Annotated in this window: 17 protein-coding genes, 3 tRNA genes, 4 rRNA genes and 2 pseudogenes; 10 read left to right on the top strand and 16 right to left on the bottom strand. The window is 54.2% G+C overall.

What is annotated here, in order from left to right:
* Window positions 1-143 precede the first annotated feature (143 nt).
* The 4 genes from WLO32_RS02005 to WLO32_RS01990 all read left to right on the top strand — a co-directional run bounded on the left by WLO32_RS02005 (window position 144) and on the right by WLO32_RS01990 (window position 4,298).
* Window positions 144-1,169, top strand: coding sequence for an amino acid ABC transporter substrate-binding protein (locus WLO32_RS02005; protein WP_121266491.1), 1,026 nt, complete (start codon window positions 144-146; stop codon window positions 1,167-1,169).
* A gap of 70 nt (window positions 1,170-1,239) precedes the next feature.
* Window positions 1,240-2,421 (top strand): amino acid ABC transporter permease, encoded by a 1,182-nt coding sequence (locus WLO32_RS02000; protein ID WP_435947000.1) that lies wholly within the window; start codon window positions 1,240-1,242, stop codon window positions 2,419-2,421.
* A gap of 9 nt (window positions 2,422-2,430) precedes the next feature.
* Window positions 2,431-3,531: an amino acid ABC transporter permease gene (locus tag WLO32_RS01995; RefSeq protein WP_435946999.1), complete on the top strand. Its 1,101-nt coding sequence runs from the start codon at window positions 2,431-2,433 to the stop codon at window positions 3,529-3,531.
* Window positions 3,532-3,539: 8 nt separating this feature from the next.
* Window positions 3,540-4,298 (top strand): amino acid ABC transporter ATP-binding protein, encoded by a 759-nt coding sequence (locus tag WLO32_RS01990; RefSeq protein ID WP_435946998.1) that lies wholly within the window; start codon window positions 3,540-3,542, stop codon window positions 4,296-4,298.
* Between the two features lie 86 nt (window positions 4,299-4,384).
* Here the strand turns inward: WLO32_RS01990 and rrf (WLO32_RS01985) are convergent.
* From rrf (WLO32_RS01985) to WLO32_RS01955, 7 genes are all read right to left on the bottom strand, one after another.
* A 5S ribosomal RNA gene (gene rrf / locus WLO32_RS01985) occupies window positions 4,385-4,500 on the bottom strand.
* A gap of 39 nt (window positions 4,501-4,539) precedes the next feature.
* A tRNA-Thr gene (locus tag WLO32_RS01980) sits at window positions 4,540-4,615 on the bottom strand.
* Window positions 4,616-4,664: 49 nt separating this feature from the next.
* Window positions 4,665-4,780, bottom strand: a 5S ribosomal RNA gene (rrf, locus tag WLO32_RS01975).
* A 106-nt stretch (window positions 4,781-4,886) separates the two neighbouring features.
* Window positions 4,887-7,792: ribosomal RNA gene (locus WLO32_RS01970) — 23S ribosomal RNA — on the bottom strand.
* 195 nt (window positions 7,793-7,987) lie between these two features.
* Window positions 7,988-8,063, bottom strand: a tRNA-Ala gene (locus tag WLO32_RS01965).
* A gap of 113 nt (window positions 8,064-8,176) precedes the next feature.
* Window positions 8,177-8,253 (bottom strand) — tRNA-Ile (locus WLO32_RS01960).
* Between the two features lie 68 nt (window positions 8,254-8,321).
* A 16S ribosomal RNA gene (locus tag WLO32_RS01955) occupies window positions 8,322-9,863 on the bottom strand.
* The 16S, 23S and 5S rRNA genes sit together here with 3 tRNA genes alongside, the layout of an rRNA operon.
* Before the next feature lie 505 nt (window positions 9,864-10,368).
* Here WLO32_RS01955 and WLO32_RS01950 point away from each other — a divergent pair.
* Window positions 10,369-10,923: a gamma carbonic anhydrase family protein gene (locus WLO32_RS01950; protein WP_435946997.1), complete on the top strand. Its 555-nt coding sequence runs from the start codon at window positions 10,369-10,371 to the stop codon at window positions 10,921-10,923.
* Here WLO32_RS01950 and WLO32_RS01945 read toward each other — a convergent pair.
* The 6 genes and pseudogenes from WLO32_RS01945 to dprA form a co-directional block, all read right to left on the bottom strand.
* The gene (locus WLO32_RS01945; RefSeq protein WP_435946996.1) at window positions 10,899-11,156 is read right to left on the bottom strand and encodes a DUF1488 domain-containing protein; all 258 of its coding nucleotides are present in this window, start codon (window positions 11,154-11,156) and stop codon (window positions 10,899-10,901) included. The two genes, WLO32_RS01950 and WLO32_RS01945, sit on opposite strands and share 25 nt — an antisense overlap.
* Window positions 11,153-11,971 carry a shikimate dehydrogenase gene (gene aroE / locus WLO32_RS01940; protein ID WP_435948228.1) on the bottom strand — a complete coding sequence of 273 codons (819 nt, stop codon included), beginning with the start codon at window positions 11,969-11,971 and terminating at the stop codon, window positions 11,153-11,155. Before aroE ends, WLO32_RS01945 begins: the two co-directional genes overlap by 4 nt.
* Window positions 11,972-11,975: 4 nt before the next feature.
* On the bottom strand, window positions 11,976-12,548 hold the full coding sequence (gene tsaC / locus WLO32_RS01935; RefSeq protein WP_435946995.1) for an L-threonylcarbamoyladenylate synthase type 1 TsaC: 573 nt from the start codon (window positions 12,546-12,548) through the stop codon (window positions 11,976-11,978).
* Window positions 12,549-12,552: 4 nt separating this feature from the next.
* Window positions 12,553-13,095 (bottom strand): DNA topoisomerase family protein, encoded by a 543-nt coding sequence (locus WLO32_RS01930; RefSeq protein WP_435946994.1) that lies wholly within the window; start codon window positions 13,093-13,095, stop codon window positions 12,553-12,555.
* A 23-nt stretch (window positions 13,096-13,118) separates the two neighbouring features.
* Entirely contained in the window at window positions 13,119-13,592 is a 474-nt protein-coding gene (gene smg / locus WLO32_RS01925; protein WP_435946993.1) for a DUF494 family protein Smg, read from the bottom strand.
* Window positions 13,564-14,689: pseudogene (gene dprA, locus WLO32_RS01920) on the bottom strand (DNA-protecting protein DprA). The gene smg and the pseudogene dprA overlap by 29 nt, the downstream one beginning before the upstream one ends.
* A 128-nt stretch (window positions 14,690-14,817) precedes the next feature.
* Here dprA and def point away from each other — a divergent pair.
* The 5 genes and pseudogenes from def to mscL all read left to right on the top strand — a co-directional run bounded on the left by def (window position 14,818) and on the right by mscL (window position 19,655).
* Window positions 14,818-15,327 carry a peptide deformylase gene (gene def, locus WLO32_RS01915; protein WP_121264480.1) on the top strand — a complete coding sequence of 170 codons (510 nt, stop codon included), beginning with the start codon at window positions 14,818-14,820 and terminating at the stop codon, window positions 15,325-15,327.
* Window positions 15,328-15,341: 14 nt separating this feature from the next.
* A complete protein-coding gene (gene fmt / locus WLO32_RS01910; protein ID WP_435946992.1) occupies window positions 15,342-16,289 on the top strand; it encodes a methionyl-tRNA formyltransferase in 948 nt (315 codons plus the stop codon).
* Between the two features lie 74 nt (window positions 16,290-16,363).
* Window positions 16,364-17,653: a 16S rRNA (cytosine(967)-C(5))-methyltransferase RsmB gene (gene rsmB / locus WLO32_RS01905; protein WP_435946991.1), complete on the top strand. Its 1,290-nt coding sequence runs from the start codon at window positions 16,364-16,366 to the stop codon at window positions 17,651-17,653.
* A 49-nt stretch (window positions 17,654-17,702) separates the two neighbouring features.
* A pseudogene (trkA, locus tag WLO32_RS01900) lies at window positions 17,703-19,080 on the top strand (Trk system potassium transporter TrkA).
* 161 nt (window positions 19,081-19,241) lie between these two features.
* Entirely contained in the window at window positions 19,242-19,655 is a 414-nt protein-coding gene (gene mscL, locus WLO32_RS01895) for a large-conductance mechanosensitive channel protein MscL (RefSeq protein ID WP_435946990.1), read from the top strand.
* Here mscL and WLO32_RS01890 read toward each other — a convergent pair.
* The 3 genes from WLO32_RS01890 to WLO32_RS01880 all read right to left on the bottom strand — a co-directional run bounded on the left by WLO32_RS01890 (window position 19,630) and on the right by WLO32_RS01880 (window position 20,722).
* Window positions 19,630-19,872: an alternative ribosome-rescue factor A gene (locus tag WLO32_RS01890; RefSeq protein ID WP_435946989.1), complete on the bottom strand. Its 243-nt coding sequence runs from the start codon at window positions 19,870-19,872 to the stop codon at window positions 19,630-19,632. The two genes, mscL and WLO32_RS01890, sit on opposite strands and share 26 nt — an antisense overlap.
* 64 nt (window positions 19,873-19,936) lie before the next feature.
* Window positions 19,937-20,353 (bottom strand): Zn(2+)-responsive transcriptional regulator, encoded by a 417-nt coding sequence (gene zntR / locus WLO32_RS01885; RefSeq protein ID WP_435946988.1) that lies wholly within the window; start codon window positions 20,351-20,353, stop codon window positions 19,937-19,939.
* A gap of 3 nt (window positions 20,354-20,356) precedes the next feature.
* Window positions 20,357-20,722 (bottom strand): DUF1992 domain-containing protein, encoded by a 366-nt coding sequence (locus tag WLO32_RS01880; protein WP_435946987.1) that lies wholly within the window; start codon window positions 20,720-20,722, stop codon window positions 20,357-20,359.
* Window positions 20,723-20,768 lie beyond the last annotated feature (46 nt).

The raw sequence follows: 20,768 nt of genomic DNA, 5'->3' as shown, positions 1-20,768 counted from the left end.
ACCGCGGCGAACGTACACGCAATACGCCCGTCGCAAACCTGGCATTCCCTTTGCTTTAGAAAGACTGGCAGTTGCCACAGATTGAAAACGGCGCCTCAGGGGAGCCACAAATATAACGATAATTTCGCCACACAGGATGCATTATGAAAAAGATGATGATCGCCACTCTGGTTGCAGCCGGCTCGTTGTTAGCCCTTGCAAATCAGGCTCATGCCGGTACCTCGCTTGATGCCGTGAAAAAGAAAGGTTTTGTGCAATGCGGCATCAGCGACGGCCTGCCGGGCTTCTCGTATGCCGATGCGAACGGCAAATTTACCGGTATTGATGTGGACGTTTGCCGTGGCGTCGCCGCCGCGGTATTTGGAGACGCTTCTAAAGTTAAATACACGCCGCTGACCGCCAAAGAGCGCTTCACCGCCCTGCAGTCAGGCGAAGTCGACATCCTTTCCCGTAATACCACCTGGACCTCTTCGCGCGACGCGGGCATGGGGATGATCTTCACCGGTGTAACCTACTATGACGGCATCGGTTTCCTTACGCACAATAAAGCGGACCTGAAGAGCGCCAAAGAGCTGGATGGCGCAACGGTTTGCATCCAGGCCGGTACCGATACCGAGCTGAACGTAGCGGACTACTTCAAAGCCAATAACATGAAGTACACGCCGGTAACGTTTGACCGTTCCGATGAATCAGCGAAAGCGCTGGAGTCCGGCCGTTGCGATACCCTCGCCTCTGACCAGTCCCAGCTGTACGCGCTGCGTATCAAGCTGAGCAACCCGGCTGAATGGATAGTGCTGCCGGAAGTGATTTCTAAAGAGCCGCTGGGGCCGGTCGTTCGCCGTGGTGACGAAGACTGGTTCGCCATCGTGCGCTGGACGCTGTTCGCCATGCTGAACGCCGAAGAGATGGGCGTGGACTCTAAAAACGTCGACCAGATGGCGGCTAACCCGACAACCCCGGATATGGCGCATCTGTTAGGCAAAGAGGGCGACTTCGGCAAGGATTTGAAGCTCGACAATAAATGGGCTTACAACATCGTGAAGCAGGTCGGTAACTACGCCGAAATTTTCGAGCACAACGTTGGTTCCGAAAGCCCGCTGAAAATCAAACGCGGCCAGAACAACCTGTGGAACAAAGGCGGCATCCAGTACGCTCCGCCAGTTCGCTAAGCGAAACGTCAGGAATGGGCGCTGCATAAGCAGTGCCCAGGGTTAGAGTTTCTGTTACTGAGGTTTGCTTATGCTCCAACGCCGCCCAACCGTAAAAGGAGACCTCTCCTTTTCTAATCCCGCGGTTCGTGCCTGGCTGTTTCAGATTATCGCCGTCGCCATCGTTGTTGGCATCGCCGCTTACCTGATACACAACACCGTCACTAACCTTAATAATCGTGGCATTACCTCAGGTTTTGCGTTTCTCGACCGCGCCGCCGGCTTCGGCATCGTCCAGCACCTCATTGACTATGAGCAGGGCGACACCTACGGCCGGGTGTTTGTCGTCGGGTTGCTAAATACCCTGCTGGTATCCGCGTTATGTATCGTGTTTGCCTCCTTTATCGGGTTCTTTCTGGGCCTTGCCCGCCTGTCAGAAAACTGGCTGTTACGCAAACTGTCGACCATCTACATTGAGACATTCCGCAACATCCCGCCGCTGCTGCAAATCTTCTTCTGGTACTTTGCCGTACTGCGCAATCTGCCCGGCCCCCGGCAGGCGGTAAACGCATTCGATCTGCTCTTTCTGAGCAACCGCGGTTTATATATCCCTTCGCCGCAGATGGGGGAAGGCGCGCTGGCCTTCATCATTGCGATAGCCGCCGCGCTGGTCGTTTCCGCCGGCCTGTTTCGCTATAACAAAATGCATCAGATGAAAACCGGACAGCTGCGCCGCACGTGGCCCGTGGCTTTGGGTTTACTGATTTTGCTGCCGGCAATAGCGCAGTGGATTTTCGGCGCGGCCCTGCACTGGGACGTGCCTGCCCTGCGCGGCTTTAACTTCCGCGGCGGGATGGTTCTGATTCCGGAGCTTGCGGCTTTAACGCTGGCCCTTTCGGTTTATACCTCCGCTTTTATCGCGGAGATTATCCGCTCCGGTATACAGTCGGTCCCGCACGGCCAGCATGAAGCCGCCCGTTCCCTTGCGCTGCCAAATACGGTGACGTTACGCCAGGTCATTATTCCCCAGGCGCTGCGGGTCATTATTCCGCCGCTGACCAGCCAGTACCTCAACATAGTGAAGAACTCCTCTCTGGCGGCCGCTATCGGCTATCCGGATATGGTGTCGCTGTTTGCGGGAACCGTGCTAAACCAGACCGGGCAGGCCATCGAAACCATCGCCATTACGATGTCGGTTTATCTGATTATCAGCCTGACCATCTCGCTGCTGATGAATATTTATAACCGCCGCATAGCCCTGATCGAGCGCTAAGGACCCACGATGACGAAAGCATTAACCTCCCATCAGGCGCCCCCTAAAGCCGTTCGTACGGGTGCGCTGCAGTGGGCTCGTAAAAATCTGTTTTCCAGCTGGTCCAACGGTCTGCTGACAATATTCTGTTTATGGATGATGTGGGAACTCATTCCGCCGTTGCTTAACTGGGCGCTTTTCCAGGCCAACTGGACGGGCGAAACGCGTGCGGACTGCACCAAAGAGGGAGCCTGCTGGGTGTTTATTCACGCCCGTTTCGGCCAGTTTATGTATGGGCTTTACCCGCATGACCAACGCTGGCGCATCAACCTTGCGCTGATTATCGGCCTGCTCTCGATAGTACCTATGTTCTGGAATGCTATGCCGCGCCGCGGGCGCTATATCGCGGCCTGGGCGGTTGTTTATCCGCTGGTAGTCTGGTGGCTGATGTACGGAGGCTTTCTGGGGCTTGAGCGGGTGGAGACTCGCCAGTGGGGCGGGCTGACGTTAACGCTGATCATCGCCTCGGTCGGCATCGCCGGCGCTTTGCCGCTGGGCATTTTACTGGCCCTTGGGCGCCGCTCAACCATGCCGGTGGTGAGGATCCTGTCGGTCATATTTATTGAGTTCTGGCGTGGCGTTCCGCTGATAACCGTGCTGTTCATGTCGTCGGTCATGCTGCCGCTGTTTCTTTCTGAAGGAACCAGCATCGATAAGCTGATCCGCGCCCTGGTGGGGGTCATCCTCTTCCAGTCGGCTTACGTTGCCGAAGTTGTTCGCGGCGGCCTGCAGGCCCTGCCTAAAGGCCAATACGAGGCGGCGGAGTCGCTGGCGCTGGGATACTGGAAAACCCAGGGGCTGGTTATTCTGCCTCAGGCGCTAAAACTGGTTATCCCGGGCCTGGTCAATACCATTATTGCGCTGTTTAAAGATACCAGCCTGGTGATCATTATCGGCCTGTTCGATCTGTTTAGCAGCGTGCAGCAGGCGACGGTGGATCCCGCCTGGCTGGGAATGTCCACGGAAGGCTATGTCTTTGCCGCCCTGATCTACTGGGCTTTTTGTTTCAGCATGTCGCGCTACAGCCAGCATCTGGAAAAGCGCTTTAACACCGGGCGAGCACCGCACTGAGGATAAAAATGAGTCAAGTTACTATGCAACCTGCTGAGGCAATGATCCTGCTCGAAGACGTGAATAAATGGTTCGGGCAGTTTCACGTGCTAAAAGATATTAATTTACAGGTGAAGCAGGGCGAACGTATCGTGCTCTGCGGGCCGTCAGGGTCCGGAAAATCAACCACCATTCGCTGTATCAACCATCTTGAAGAGCATCAAAAGGGCCGCATTATCGTTGATGGAACAGAGCTGAATGATGACTTACGCAATATAGAAAAAGTGCGCACCGAGGTAGGAATGGTGTTCCAGCATTTTAACCTTTTCCCCCATCTGACCGTGCTGCAGAACTGCACGCTGGCGCCAATCTGGGTGAAAAAGATGCCGAAGAAAGAGGCCGAAGCGCTCGGTATGCACTATCTGGAGCGGGTGCGGATCGCTGAACACGCTCATAAATTCCCCGGGCAAATCTCCGGCGGACAGCAGCAACGCGTGGCGATTGCCCGCTCGTTGTGTATGAAGCCTAAAATCATGCTGTTTGACGAGCCCACTTCCGCGCTCGATCCGGAGATGGTAAAGGAAGTGCTGGACACCATGATTGGCCTTGCCCAGTCAGGAATGACAATGCTGTGCGTAACGCATGAAATGGGCTTCGCAAGAACGGTGGCCGACAGGGTTATCTTTATGGATCGAGGAGAAATCGTCGAGCAGGCGCCGCCGGATGAATTCTTTGCCCATCCCAAGTCAGAACGTACCCGCGCATTCCTCTCGCAGGTTATCCACTGATATGCAAAGGCCGCCTTCGCGGTCTTTTTTAGTATGCTGCAAAACAAAAAGGCCATCCTTGCGGATGGCCTTTTTGTTGATTTGGAGCCTGGCAGTTCCCTACTCTCGCATGGGGAGACCCCACACTACCATCGGCGCTACGGCGTTTCACTTCTGAGTTCGGCATGGGGTCAGGTGGGACCACCGCGCTGTTGCCGCCAGGCAAATTCTTTATTAAATCGACGAGCTTTAACTTAAAAAGTGGTGCTGATACCCAGAGTCGAACTGGGGACCTCACCCTTACCAAGGGTGCGCTCTACCAACTGAGCCATATCAGCACGCTAATTCTTAACAGCCTGCTTTAAAAGCAAACTTTACTAATTTGGAGCCTGGCAGTTCCCTACTCTCGCATGGGGAGACCCCACACTACCATCGGCGCTACGGCGTTTCACTTCTGAGTTCGGCATGGGGTCAGGTGGGACCACCGCGCTGTTGCCGCCAGGCATATTCTGTTCTCCGGCCGTCACTGCTCATGACCACCGGCTTAAAATCTCGGTTCAGGCTGAAAATCAAATTATTCTGTCTCTCACAAAACACCTTCGGTGTTGTAAGGTTAAGCCTCACGGATCATTAGTACTGGTTAGCTCAATGCATCGCTGCACTTACACACCCAGCCTATCAACGTCGTCGTCTTCAACGTTCCTTCAGGAGACTTGAAGTCTCAGGGAGAATTCATCTCGGGGCAAGTTTCGCGCTTAGATGCTTTCAGCGCTTATCTCTTCCGCATTTAGCTACCGGGCAGTGCCATTGGCATGACAACCCGAACACCAGTGATGCGTCCACTCCGGTCCTCTCGTACTAGGAGCAGCCCCCCTCAATTCTCCAGCGCCCACGGCAGATAGGGACCGAACTGTCTCACGACGTTCTAAACCCAGCTCGCGTACCACTTTAAATGGCGAACAGCCATACCCTTGGGACCTACTTCAGCCCCAGGATGTGATGAGCCGACATCGAGGTGCCAAACACCGCCGTCGATATGAACTCTTGGGCGGTATCAGCCTGTTATCCCCGGAGTACCTTTTATCCGTTGAGCGATGGCCCTTCCATTCAGAACCACCGGATCACTAAGACCTGCTTTCGCACCTGCTCGAGCCGTCACTCTCGCAGTCAAGCTAGCTTATGCCTTTGCACTAACCTCACGATGTCCGACCGTGATTAGCTAACCTTCGTGCTCCTCCGTTACGCTTTAGGAGGAGACCGCCCCAGTCAAACTACCCACCAGACACTGTCCGCAACCCGGATTACGGGTCTACGTTAGAACACCAGCCATTAAAGGGTGGTATTTCAAGGTTGGCTCCACGCAGACTGGCGTCCACGCTTCAAAGCCTCCCACCTATCCTACACATCAAGGACCAGTGTTCAGTGTCAAGCTATAGTAAAGGTTCACGGGGTCTTTCCGTCTTGCCGCGGGTACACTGCATCTTCACAGCGAGTTCAATTTCACTGAGTCTCGGGTGGAGACAGCCTGGCCATCATTACGCCATTCGTGCAGGTCGGAACTTACCCGACAAGGAATTTCGCTACCTTAGGACCGTTATAGTTACGGCCGCCGTTTACCGGGGCTTCGATCAAGAGCTTCGCCTTGCGGCTGACCCCATCAATTAACCTTCCGGCACCGGGCAGGCGTCACACCGTATACGTCCACTTTCGTGTTTGCACAGTGCTGTGTTTTTAATAAACAGTTGCAGCCAGCTGGTATCTTCGACTGGCTTCAGCTCCATCCGCAAGGGACTTCACCTACGCGCCAGCGTGCCTTCTCCCGAAGTTACGGCACCATTTTGCCTAGTTCCTTCACCCGAGTTCTCTCAAGCGCCTTGGTATTCTCTACCTGACCACCTGTGTCGGTTTGGGGTACGATTCTGTGTTACCTGATGCTTAGAGGCTTTTCCTGGAAGCAGGGCATTTGTCACTTCAGCACCGTAGTGCCTCGTCATCACGCCTCAGCCTTAAAGTGTTCCGGATTTGCCTGGAACACAAGCCTGCACGCTTAAACCGGGACAACCGTCGCCCGGCCAACATAGCCTTCTCCGTCCCCCCTTCGCAGTAACACCGAGTACAGGAATATTAACCTGTTTCCCATCGACTACGCCTTTCGGCCTCGCCTTAGGGGTCGACTCACCCTGCCCCGATTAACGTTGGACAGGAACCCTTGGTCTTCCGGCGAGCGGGCTTTTCACCCGCTTTATCGTTACTTATGTCAGCATTCGCACTTCTGATACCTCCAGCAGACCTCACAGTCCACCTTCAACGGCTTACAGAACGCTCCCCTACCCAACAACACATAGTGTCGCTGCCGCAGCTTCGGTGCATGGTTTAGCCCCGTTACATCTTCCGCGCAGGCCGACTCGACCAGTGAGCTATTACGCTTTCTTTAAATGATGGCTGCTTCTAAGCCAACATCCTGGCTGTCTGTGCCTTCCCACATCGTTTCCCACTTAACCATGACTTTGGGACCTTAGCTGGCGGTCTGGGTTGTTTCCCTCTTCACGACGGACGTTAGCACCCGCCGTGTGTCTCCCGTGATAACATTCTCCGGTATTCGCAGTTTGCATCGGGTTGGTAAGCCGGGATGGCCCCCTAGCCGAAACAGTGCTCTACCCCCGGAGATGAATTCACGAGGCGCTACCTAAATAGCTTTCGGGGAGAACCAGCTATCTCCCGGTTTGATTGGCCTTTCACCCCCAGCCACAGGTCATCCGCTAATTTTTCAACATTAGTCGGTTCGGTCCTCCAGTTAGTGTTACCCAACCTTCAACCTGCCCATGGCTAGATCACCGGGTTTCGGGTCTATACCCTGCAACTTAACGCCCAGTTAAGACTCGGTTTCCCTGCGGCTCCCCTATACGGTTAACCTTGCTACAGAATATAAGTCGCTGACCCATTATACAAAAGGTACGCAGTCACCCCATAAAGAGGCTCCCACTGCTTGTACGTACACGGTTTCAGGTTCTGTTTCACTCCCCTCGCCGGGGTTCTTTTCGCCTTTCCCTCACGGTACTGGTTCACTATCGGTCAGTCAGGAGTATTTAGCCTTGGAGGATGGTCCCCCCATATTCAGACAGGATACCACGTGTCCCGCCCTACTCGTCGAACTCACAGAAGGTGTGCCTTTGTGTACGGGAGTATCACCCTGTACCCTGCGACTTTCCAGACGCTTCCACTGACACACAAACTGATGCTGGTTCTGGGCTGCTCCCCGTTCGCTCGCCGCTACTGGGGGAATCTCGGTTGATTTCTTTTCCTCGGGGTACTTAGATGTTTCAGTTCCCCCGGTTCGCTTCGTTAAGTTATGTATTGGCTTAACGATAGTGCAACGGATTGCACTGGGTTTCCCCATTCGGAAATCGCCGGTTATAACGGTTCATATCACCTTACCGGCGCTTATCGCAGATTAGCACGTCCTTCATCGCCTCTGACTGCCAGGGCATCCACCGTGTACGCTTAGTCGCTTAACCTCACAACCCGAAGATGTTTCACTTCAGATTATGAAAATTTGAGAGACTCGAACATATCGTAAACCCATTCTTTATTACGGAAGAATGAGACGACATGTCGTTTCAATTTTCAGCTTGTTCCGGATTTTTAAAGAGCAAATATCTCAAACGTGATTCCTGAGAATCAGTTTTGAGATACCGTTGAGCATGAAATGATGGTGGAGCTAAGCGGGATCGAACCGCTGACCTCCTGCGTGCAAGGCAGGCGCTCTCCCAGCTGAGCTATAGCCCCATCGATTTCGTAAAACCTTTGATTTACCGAAAATTGTTCGCTGGTCAAGGCGCAGCGTCACGAAGCATATTTTGATATGCGAGTGATGCTGTAACGCAGGATAGCGGAGAATTTGGTAGGCCTGAGTGGACTTGAACCACCGACCTCACCCTTATCAGGGGTGCGCTCTAACCACCTGAGCTACAAGCCTATAAGGTTTTACTGCTCGTTTTCTATCAGACAATCTGTGTGAGCACTGCGCGGGTTGTATCTTTAAGGTAAGGAGGTGATCCAACCGCAGGTTCCCCTACGGTTACCTTGTTACGACTTCACCCCAGTCATGAATCACAAAGTGGTAAGCGCCCTCCCGAAGGTTAAGCTACCTACTTCTTTTGCAACCCACTCCCATGGTGTGACGGGCGGTGTGTACAAGGCCCGGGAACGTATTCACCGTGGCATTCTGATCCACGATTACTAGCGATTCCGACTTCACGGAGTCGAGTTGCAGACTCCGATCCGGACTACGACGCACTTTATGAGGTCCGCTTGCTCTCGCGAGGTCGCTTCTCTTTGTATGCGCCATTGTAGCACGTGTGTAGCCCTACTCGTAAGGGCCATGATGACTTGACGTCATCCCCACCTTCCTCCAGTTTATCACTGGCAGTCTCCTTTGAGTTCCCGGCCTAACCGCTGGCAACAAAGGATAAGGGTTGCGCTCGTTGCGGGACTTAACCCAACATTTCACAACACGAGCTGACGACAGCCATGCAGCACCTGTCTCAGAGTTCCCGAAGGCACCAGTCCATCTCTGGAAAGTTCTCTGGATGTCAAGAGTAGGTAAGGTTCTTCGCGTTGCATCGAATTAAACCACATGCTCCACCGCTTGTGCGGGCCCCCGTCAATTCATTTGAGTTTTAACCTTGCGGCCGTACTCCCCAGGCGGTCGACTTAACGCGTTAGCTCCGGAAGCCACTCCTCAAGGGAACAACCTCCAAGTCGACATCGTTTACGGCGTGGACTACCAGGGTATCTAATCCTGTTTGCTCCCCACGCTTTCGCACCTGAGCGTCAGTCTTTGTCCAGGGGGCCGCCTTCGCCACCGGTATTCCTCCAGATCTCTACGCATTTCACCGCTACACCTGGAATTCTACCCCCCTCTACAAGACTCTAGCCTGCCAGTTTCGAATGCAGTTCCCAGGTTGAGCCCGGGGATTTCACATCCGACTTGACAGACCGCCTGCGTGCGCTTTACGCCCAGTAATTCCGATTAACGCTTGCACCCTCCGTATTACCGCGGCTGCTGGCACGGAGTTAGCCGGTGCTTCTTCTGCGAGTAACGTCAATTGCTGAGGTTATTAACCTCAACACCTTCCTCCTCGCTGAAAGTACTTTACAACCCGAAGGCCTTCTTCATACACGCGGCATGGCTGCATCAGGCTTGCGCCCATTGTGCAATATTCCCCACTGCTGCCTCCCGTAGGAGTCTGGACCGTGTCTCAGTTCCAGTGTGGCTGGTCATCCTCTCAGACCAGCTAGGGATCGTCGCCTTGGTGAGCCGTTACCCCACCAACAAGCTAATCCCATCTGGGCACATCTGATGGCAAGAGGCCCGAAGGTCCCCCTCTTTGGTCTTGCGACGTTATGCGGTATTAGCTACCGTTTCCAGTAGTTATCCCCCGCCATCAGGCAGTTTCCCAGACATTACTCACCCGTCCGCCACTCGTCGGCAAAGAAGCAAGCTTCTTCCCGCTACCGTTCGACTTGCATGTGTTAGGCCTGCCGCCAGCGTTCAATCTGAGCCATGATCAAACTCTTCAATTAAAAGCTTGATGTGCTTCAACACGTGAAGCGGTGCTCAAAGATTACATTCACATAATTCACTAATGAATTACTGTCTGGTCACTCTTCAAGGCTTGATATTTTTTTGCACCCGGAGGTGCTGAGATATCAATCCTGCGAGTGCCCACACAGATTGTCTGATAAATTGTTAAAGAGCGGTGCAATCAGCGGCGAAGCCTGCTGTTGCGAGGTGGCGTATATTACGCTTTCCTCTTTCAGAGTCAACCCTGAAATTCAGGATTTTTTCTCTTTATCGAAGCGGCTGTTTGTGTGAAGTGATTCACATCCGCCGTGTCGATGGAGGCGCATTATAGGGATCCCGTTTTTTTGCACAAGCATTTTTTCGATCTTTTCTCTCAAGTGTTTAGTTTTCACCCTTTTCGATGAGATCTTGCCCGATCCGCCCCTTTTATAGCGCTTTACCCGCTTGCCAATGCTCAAAAAAGCAGCCAGAGTTTATCTATCCACTGAATTTCCCGAGGTTGTTATGTCCGCTGTATTACGTTCATTTCAGAAAATTTCGCCCAAAATCGGCCAGCGCGTGATGTTGGATCCTTCCAGCGTGGTGATTGGCGACGTGCATCTTGCCGATGACGTCAGCATCTGGCCCTTGGTGGCGATACGCGGCGACGTGAACTATGTCACCATCGGCGCAAGGTCCAACATTCAGGACGGCTGCGTTTTGCACGTCACCCATAAGTCGTCTTATAACCCTGATGGGAACCCGCTCATCGTTGGCGAAGACGTTACCGTCGGCCACAAGGCGATGCTGCACGGCTGCACTATAGGGAATCGTGTTCTGGTCGGCATGGGAGCGATTTTGCTTGATGGCGTAGTAGTAGAAGACGACGTCATGATCGGAGCCGGCAGCCTGGTTCCCCAGAACAAGCGTCTGGAAAGCGGCTTTTTATATCTGGGCAGCCCGGTGAAGCAGATTCGGCCTTTGAAGGAAGCGGAGCTTGAGGGTCTGAAATACTCCGCTAATAACTACGTGCGCTGGAAAGACGACTATCTGGCTCAGGACAGCCAGTACCAGCCCTGATCGTCTTCCTGCTCATCAAGGATCAGGGCATGCGCTTCTTCTTCCAGATCCCACCGGTGCGTGCGGAACAGCGCAAGCCATTCCTGAGCGCTGTCGCCGCCGTAGCGGCTGGCGACAGCCTCGCCTGAAATTGCACAGGTCATCTGAAAGCCATTAACCAACGCCGGAAAGCAGACGGCATTGCGTCGCTCATCCCACTCTTCCCGATCGGGGAACTGGATCGCCTGATTCACGCCGCCATTTCCTGCTTGAGCTTTTCGATTACCGGCGCGACTTCAGGCAGGACTCCATGCCACAGCAGGAAAGCATGCGCCGCCTGGCCCACCAGCATCCCCAGCCCGTCTGCATAATATTGAACGCCGTGCTGCGCGCTCCACTTCAGGAAAGGGGTAAGCCCCTTCTCATAGAACATATCGTAGCAGCGTACATTATGCGAAAGCACGGACGCGGGGATCGCCGGAATAGCGCCCTCCACGCCGCTTGATGTCGCATTGACGATGAGATCAAATTCGCGTCCATCCAGCTTTTGCTGCTCAACAGCCTGGACGCTGCCGGTGTGGCTGAACAGTTTTGCCAGCTCTTCCGCCCGGGCACAGGTACGGTTGGTAATTGTCACCGCGCAGTCCAGGGAAAGAAGCGGAAGCAAAACGCCGCGGGCCGCGCCGCCTGCGCCCAGTAAAAGAATGCGATCGCCAGGTTTAATAAGCGACAGGCGTTGCAGATCGCTTAATAAGCCGATGCCGTCCGTGTTATCTCCCAACAGCCGCCCGTCTTCCAGACGCTTTAAGGTGTTGACCGCGCCCGCCAGAGCGGCGCGTTCAGTAAGCTCGTCAGCCCGGGCAAACGCCTGTTCTTTAAAGGGCATGGTGATGTTCGCCCCTTTCCCGCCGGCGTTAAAGAACGATTCGAGAGTTTCCAGAAACGCATCCACAGGCGCAAGGATCCGGCCATAGGGATGATCGATATGTCGTTGCTCAGCAAACAGCTTATGAATCTGCGGCGATTTGCTGTGTTGAATCGGGTTACCAAAAACGGCGAAAGTGTCCATCATTTTACCCCTGGCGGAAGAGCTCGCCGGTTAAGGCATCGCGAATTTCAGAAGGATTCTGGCGCCCGCCGGTTTCGCCATGCAGCACCGGAAAATCATCGCCAAACTGCGCCAGCACTTCTGCAGCGGTGCGGCATGGAGGCAGACCGGACAGGTTGGCGCTCGTTGAAACAAGCGGCTTGCCGTATTCCTGGCAGAGCGCTTTTACCAGCGGATGGTCCGTCACCCTGACGGCCAGAGAATCAAAACGGCCGGTAAGCCAGCGCGGCGTGGAAGGCAGCGCCGGGAAGACGAACGTGACCGGCCCGGGCCAGCGGGAGAATACAGCCTCACGCTGAGCGGCGGTCAACGCCTGCTCGTCAATATAAGGCCTGAGCTGTTCAAAACTTGCCGCAATCAGGATAAGGCCTTTCTCTACCGGGCGCTGTTTTAAGGTAAGCAAACGGGAAACCGCAAGCTCGCAGTCAGGGTCGCAGCCGACGCCGAAAACGGCTTCGGTTGGATAAGCGATGACATTTTTATTTTTCAGGGCGGCGACGATTTCCGCAAGCTGCCCCTGTTGCAGGTTATTATTCACAATCTTATTCCGCCGTGACCGGCTTTCCACATTGTTTACTGGCGCACAGACGTTTAACTCCCTGCGCCGTTTTCTTTTCGATTAATAACGGATAGTGGCATTCAGGACAAACGCCGGCGATGGGTTTGAAATTGATGACGAACTGGCAGTCGGGGTAGCGGTCGCATGACCAAAATGTTTTGCCATAGCGCGAGCGGCGCTGCACCAGCTGACCCTGTGCGCATTGTGGACAGGTTATCGCCGTTTCGTCCGGCTTATCAATAACTTCCGTATGTTCACATTCAGGATAGTTACTGCAGGCGATAAACATGCCGAAACGCCCCTGGCGCAGAACAAGCGTCGAGCGGCATTCGGGGCACTGCTGCCCTTCGAGCACTTTAACCACGTGCCCGTCTGACTGGCCTTTTAAAGGGCGCACATAATCGCATTCCGGGTAATGTGAACAGCCAAGAAAAGGACCGTTTTTACCGGAACGAATGACTAACTCTGCCCCGCATTGGGGGCAGGGTTCATTTTTAGGCACCGTGAAGAGTGCTGATTTGGTCATAACGTCTCATGCTGCACAAAAATTTAATGCAGCATACCTTCATTTACTTCGAAGAGTAATTCTTCCATTTGCTGATAGGCATTTTCGCAACCGGGAATATTGAACAGCACCATCAATACCACCCATTTTAAGTCTTCCAGCTCAAACTCGGCGGTATCGAGCGCCAGCACGCGTTCAATCACCATTTCACGGGTTTCGAGGTTCAACACCTGAATCTGCTCAAGGAACAGTAAAAATCCCCGACAGCTGGCATCCAGACGCAGGCTTTCTTCTTCCGTATAGATGCGCATGGAAAGTGGATCGGCGGCTAACTGCATCGGCTCGGTGAGCCCTTCCTGATAATCAGCCAGCTTTTCAAGCCATACCAACGCGTTATAAATGTCTTCGCGATCAAAACCGGCATCGGTGAGATCGCGCGTCAGCTTATCTTGATCAACGCGCATTTCCGCTTCGTTATGGATGTAGGTTTCAAATAAGTACATTAGTACGTCGAACATGGCATGCCCTCCTCAATCGGACATAGCCGCCGGGTACAGCTGCGATCCATCCTGCTAACTCCAGTTCGAGCAGTTGGGCTACCGTTTCTGGCACAGGTTGGCCGGCACGTTCAGCGACGACGTCAACAGGTGTAACCTCATCTCCTACGTTAGCCAACAGCTCAGGAAATGGCAATGTATGTTCCCCTTCATCGCGTGAATATATTAAGGTTTTGTGCGCCAGCGAGAGCCAGTGCAATTCGCTTTCCAGGTACTCAAGGATATCGGAAGGATGGCTTACCAGAATCGCGCCCTGCTTTATCAACCAGTGCGGGCCTTCGCTGCCCGGACTCCCAACCGGCCCCGGGCAGCGCGAACACCTCTCTTCCCTGCTCGATAGCGTACCTTGCGCTCACCAGCGAGCCGCTTCTTTCCGAGGCTTCGACCACCCATACGGCCCGGCTTAAGCCGCTGATAATACGGTTTCTTCTGGGAAAATTACCCGGCCAAGGCGTGGTCGCCAGCGGAAATTCAGAAACAACAGCTCCGCCTTCGTCGAGAATAGCGCAAGCCAGCGGCTTATGGCGCCGGGGATAAATATCCGCCAGGCCATTGCCTAATACAGCGACGGTCTTGCCATGCACCCGTAAAGCCGCCCGGTGCGCGACCGCATCTATGCCCAGCGCCAGGCCGCTGGTTATCGTCAGCCCCGCCGTGGCTAGCGGTTCGCAGAACATGCGGCACCACCTTTCGCCATACAGGGAAAGATTACGGCTGCCGACTACCGCTAACTGGTTGCCTGAGAGGAGTTCGACATCGCCGGCGACGAACAGCGCGGCGGGGTAGCAATCTATCGCGCGAAGCTGTGCCGGGTAATCCGGGCTATCAGCGGTAAGGAGGTGATGATTCGGCTCCTCAAGCCAGGCGAAAGCGGTATCCAGCTGCCGCTCGCTAAACCCGATAAACTGCGTAATTTGCCGGGATGATAAGCCGGCTTTTGCAAGCGATGCGGGGCCGCAATCGGCCTCGGCTTTCAGCAAACACGCCGTTTCCAGCAGCTTATCGCCGCTCAGGCTGTTAACCGCCATCAGGCGCAACCAAATCTCCGTTGGTGACACAGTTTCCCCCTGCCACAGGCAGTAAAAGCAATCCTTGCGATTGGTCACTGATGCTGTCAATCAGGGGGGGTTTTGTCTAGAATAGAGAGAATAATCTTTTCATCAATTGAACACAGCTCTGGATAAATATGGCAGTTTTGCAAGTGTTACATATTCCGGACGAGCGCCTTCGCAAAGTCGCAACGCCGGTCAAAGAAGTAAATGCGGAAATTCAACGTATCGTTGATGATATGTTCGAGACGATGTACGACGAAGAAGGTATTGGCCTTGCCGCAACCCAGGTCGATATTCATCAACGCATTATCGTTATTGACGTTTCCGAAAACCGCGACGAGCAGCTGGTGCTGATCAACCCTGAGCTGCTGGAAAAAAGCGGCGAAACCGGTATTGAAGAAGGCTGTTTGTCTATTCCGGAACAGCGGGCTCTGGTGCCGCGCGCCGAGAAGGTGAAAATCCGCGCGCTGGATCGCGAAGGTAAACCCTATGAGCTGGAAGCGGATGGCCTGCTGGCAATTTGTATTCAGCACGAAATGGATCACCTGGTCGGTAAACTGTTTATCGATTATCTGTCGCCACTCAAACAACAGCGTATTCGTCAGAAAGTTGAAAAACTCGACCGTTTGAAAGCGAAAGCTTAAGGACAAAAAGCAACGTGTCAGATTCTCTGCGTATTATTTTCGCCGGCACCCCCGATTTTGCAGCGCGTCATCTTGACGCGCTGTTGTCTTCTCAGCACCAGGTCGTCGGCGTTTTCACCCAGCCAGACCGTCCGGCTGGCCGCGGCAAGAAGCTCATGCCGAGCCCGGTAAAAGTGCTGGCCTGCGAAAAAGACCTCCCCGTCTTCCAGCCCGCTTCCCTGCGCCCTGCAGAAAATCAGCAGCTTGTTGCCGATTTGCATGCGGACGTCATGGTTGTGGTGGCCTATGGCCTGATCCTGCCCGCCGCGGTGCTTGAGCTGCCTCGCCTTGGCTGTATTAACGTGCACGGTTCTTTACTGCCGCGCTGGCGCGGCGCGGCGCCAATCCAACGCTCCTTGTGGGCCGGAGATGCGCAAACCGGCGTAACTATTATGCAAATGGACGTTGGTCTCGATACGGGCGATATGCTGTATAAGCTGGCCTGCGACATCGGCCCGGAAGACACCAGCGCCACGCTTTATGAAAGGCTGGCCGAACTTGGCCCGCAAGGCCTGCTGGAAACGCTAAACCAGCTTGCCGCCGGCACCGTCCTGCCTGAAGTTCAGGATGAAGCGCTGGTGACCTACGCGGAAAAACTGAGCAAGGAAGAAGCGCGCATCGACTGGTCGCTTTCGGCCGTACAGCTTGAGCGCTGTATTCGCGCCTTCAACCCATGGCCGATGAGCTGGCTGGAGATTGACGGCCAGCCGGTCAAAGTCTGGCGTGCTTCGGCTATCGCCAGGCAGACCAGCGCTACACCCGGCACTATCCTTGAAGCAAGCAAGTCGGGGATTCAGGTTGCAACCGCAGACGGCATTTTAAATCTCGAAGAGCTGCAGCCGGCGGGTAAAAAAGCGATGAAAGCGCAGGACCTGTTGAATTCGCGTCGTGAATGGTTCGAGCCAGGCGCGCTGCTCGCCTGAGCCACTAACTCTCTTACGCCCGGGTCACTGCCTGGGCATTTTTGTTTTTAAGCGCCGGAAAACAGAGCGTAGCTATGAAAAAATCTTTAAATCTTCGCAGCCTGGCAGCCCAGACCATTGAGCAGGTTGTGGAAAAAGGGCAATCACTGAGCAATGTGCTGCCGCCGATGCAGCAAAAAGTCTCTGATAAAGATAAGGCGCTGCTGCAGGAGCTTTGCTTTGGCGTGTTGCGTACGCTGCCGCAGCTCGAATGGCTGACAGGCAAGCTGATGTCCCGCCCGATGACCGGCAAGCAGCGCACCATCCACTACTTAATCATGGTAGGTTTTTATCAGCTGCTTTATACCCGCATCCCGGCACACGCCGCGCTGGCAGAAACGGTCGAGGGCGCCGTTGCTATCAAGCGTCAGAATCTGAAAGGGCTGATTAACGGCGTCCTGCGTCAGTTTCAGCGTCAGCAGGAAGAGCTGATGGCCGAGGCGGCCACGCATGAAAGCCGTCTTCTTCATCCTTCCTGGCTGATACAGCGCATCAGGAAAGCCTATCCGAACCAGTGGCAGAGTATCATCGACGCCAATAACCAGCGTCCGCCGATGTGGCTGCGCGTAAATCGCCAGCACCATTCACGGGATGAATGGCTTGGGCTATTAGCCGAAGCCGGCCTGGAAGGACAGCCCCACCCGCGGTATCGCGATGCCGTACGTCTGGATACTCCGGCATCGGTTCATGCTTTGCCGGGCTTTGACAAAGGTTGGGTCACCGTACAGGATGCCTCGGCCCAGGGCTGCGTCGATCTATTGGATCCGCAAGACGGCGAAACGATCCTCGATTTGTGCGCGGCTCCCGGCGGGAAAACCACGCATATTCTGGAAGCCGCGCCCGGCGCCAGCGTCATGGCGGTAGACGTCGATCCGCAACGTCTTAAACGCGTTCACGAAAACCTCGAACGCCTTGGCATGAGCGCGGAGGTAAAACAAGGCGATGGCCGTTTCCCTGCGCAGTGGTGCGGCAAGCAGCAGTTCGACCGCATTTTGCTGGATGCCCCATGTTCGGCAACCGGGGTGATCCGCCGTCATCCGGATATTAAATGGCTGCGCCGCGACAGGGATATCGCCGAGCTGGCAGAGCTGCAGAAAGAAATTCTGCAAGCTATCTGGCCGCATCTGAAAACGGGCGGCACGCTGCTTTATGCAACCTGCTCCATTTTGCCTGAGGAAAATAGTCAGCAGGTCGCCGACTTCCTTGCGCGCCATCCGGAAGCAAAGCTGGCGGCCACCGGAACGCCGGCGCAGCCGGGCATCCAGAATCTGCCCGCTGAGCACGAAGGCGACGGATTCTTTTACGCTAAGCTTATTAAAAACTGACTCATGCCCTACCGAGTCGTCAGTTTCATCATTAATGAAGCTATAAACCATGAAAATAATCATTCTGGGCGCCGGCCAGGTCGGCGGCACCCTGGCGGAAAACCTGGTGGGCGAGAACAACGATATTACCGTTGTTGATACCAATCAGGATCGCCTGCGCAGCCTGCAAGATAAGTTTGACCTTCGTGTGGTTCAGGGACACGGTTCGCACCCGCGCGTTTTACGTGAAGCCGGGGCGGATGACGCCGATATGCTTGTGGCGGTGACCAGCTCCGATGAAACGAATATGATCGCCTGCCAGGTAGCCTACTCCCTGTTTAATACGCCCAATCGTATCGCGCGTATCCGCGCGCCGGACTATGTCCGGGACGCAGAACGCCTGTTTAATGCAGAAGCGGTGCCTATCGATCACCTTATCGCGCCCGAACAGCTGGTTATCGATAATATCTACCGCCTGATTGAATACCCGGGCGCGCTGCAGGTGGTGAATTTCGCCGAAGGCAAAGTAAGCCTCGCCGTGGTGAAAGCCTATTACGGCGGACCGCTGGTGGGAAACGCTCTGTCGACGATGCGTGAACATATGCCGCATATTGAAACGCGCGTGGCAGCCATCTTCCGTCACGATCATCCGATTCGTCCACAGGGTTCAACCATTGTGGAAGCGGGCGACGAGGTGTTCTTTATTGCGGCGTCGCAAAATATTCGCGCGGTCATGAGCGAGCTTCAACGGCTGGAGAAACCTTACAAGCGCATCATGCTGGTCGGCGGCGGCAACATCGGCGCGGGCCCTGGCGCAGCGTCTTGAAAAAGACTACAGCGTTAAGCTTATCGAGCGCGATCCACAGCGTGCGGCAGAGCTGGCCGAGATGCTGCAGAATACCATCGTCTTCTACGGCGACGCCTCCGATCAGGAGCTGCTGGCCGAAGAGCATATTGAGCAGGTCGACCTGTTTATCGCCGTCACCAACGATGATGAAGCCAATATCATGTCTGCGATGCTGGCAAAGCGGATGGGGGCGAAGAAAGTGATGGTGCTTATCCAGCGCCGCGCTTATGTCGACCTGGTGCAGGGCAGCGTTATCGACATTGCCATATCGCCACAGCAGGCCACCATTTCAGCGCTGCTGGGGCACGTGCGCAAAGCCGATATCGTCAGCGTTTCATCATTACGCCGCGGGGTTGCGGAGGCTATCGAAGCCGTGGCTCATGGTGATGAAAGCACATCCCGGGTCGTGGGCCGCGTAATTGATGAAATCAAGCTGCCGCCGGGCACCATCATTGGCGCGGTAGTGCGCGGCAATGACGTCATGATCGCTAATGACAACCTGCGTATCGAACAGGGCGATCACGTTATTATGTTCCTGACCGATAAGAAATATGTCAGCGACGTTGAGCGCCTGTTCCAGCCAAGCCCGTTCTTCCTCTGATAAGCGATGGGCGGCTTGCTATGCCGCCCATTTATGACTCCCGCCAAATAATCCCCTCTAAAAATAAGGCATTAGCGAGAGGTTCTTATTACTCTCCGGAAATGGCAATCGGGTCATCATTTGTTAGACTTACTAACGTTCGCCAGTACAAGGAGATAAAAATGAGTATGTTAAAAGAATTCCGCGAATTTGCGATGCGCGGGAACGTGGTTGATTTGGCAGTGGGTGTGATTATTGGTGCCGCTTTCGGGAAAATCGTTTCTTCACTGGTTGCGGATATTATTATGCCGCCGCTTGGGTTGCTGATTGGCGGTATCGATTTTAAACAGTTCGCTCTAACGCTCAGGCCCGCGATAGGTGATACCCCGGCCGTCGTCATGCATTACGGTATGTTTATCCAGAACGTCTTTGATTTCCTGATCGTTGCCTTTGCAATCTTTATGGCGATCAAAGTCATCAATAAACTGAATCGCAGGAAGAAAGAAGAGCCGGAAGCAGCACCGGCGCCAACTCAGGAAGAAGTGCTGCTGAGCGAAATCCGCGATCTGCTCAAGCAGCAGAACGAACGCATCTAGTCTCGCTCGTTAAAAGCGGAAGGCCAGTGGTAAAAAAGCGGTTTGCTTGTTTGCCACTGGCCTCCCGGTTACCACGTTTGCCATATTTTGCATTACGCTGATAGCTTCCTTTTCCCTTTTTGTTGCGTTCCACTCGTTGGCGAAACAGCGGGTCGTGTAGCAAAGCCTCAATGGCGTTATCCTTGATAACCCCTTTCTTGTGCTGATAATGGCTCATAAAAACTCCGGTTTGATTAAAATAACGGCGCGATTTTATGCCTGCGCATAATCTGGTGCAACAGCTATTTTGTACTGCTCGCACCCTGCTCCAGCGCCTCGAGAATGGAGCAGTAAACGCTGCTGTGAGCGCTGCCGCAGCATGCGTCATTGAGCCGCTGCAGCGACTGACGCATATGTTCCAGCTCGTTAATTTTTGACTCAACTTCTTTTAAACGGCTTTGCACAATGCCCTTCGATTCCTGGCAGGTGTGATGTTCAGGATCGATGCGGATCGACAGCAGCTCGCGTATTGTTTCCAGGGTGAAGCCCAGCTGCTTTGCATAGCGAATAAACTTAAGGCGCTGCAGATCGGTTTGGCTGTAGAGGCGAAACCCGCCTTCGGTTCTGACCTCGTGCTCCATCATGTGCTGCTTTTCGTAATAGCGAATGGTATCAGGGGTAACATCCGCCAGTCTGGCGAGCTCTCCAATGCGGTACATAAATTACTCCTCTACTTTATGAAGCAGTTTCTCTGCATATTCCCCATGCAGAAAATCTGTACTTAAACCGGCCTGCCGCAGCTTCAGCTCAAGCAGCATAATTTTTTTGCTAAGAGCCTGGTAATCCGGATGCTCCCTGCCGATGGAGTTAAGCAGATCGTTAAGTTCTATGGCCTCTTTGCGCTGCTGAAGTTCCGGCGGCAAACACCCTGCATTCTTCAGGAGGCGAAAAGCGCTCCGCAATTCCACCGGCACGTTTGAGTCATCTTCAAGCACAAGCGGTTCGCCTGCGCCCGGCAGATTGTCAAACTCACCTTTACGCTGCGCGTCAACAATATGGCGTTCAGCCCACCGATCGAGTAACCACATAAGCGTCCAACATCAGGATGGAAATAAAACAAGAATACGACAATGG

It is taken from the genome of Dryocola mayonis (assembly GCF_051307045.1).
In the GTDB taxonomy this organism is placed as follows: domain Bacteria; phylum Pseudomonadota; class Gammaproteobacteria; order Enterobacterales; family Enterobacteriaceae; genus Dryocola.
The sequence above is the reverse complement of the archived record's forward strand: the minus strand, read 5'-3'. Positions and strand labels throughout refer to the sequence as shown.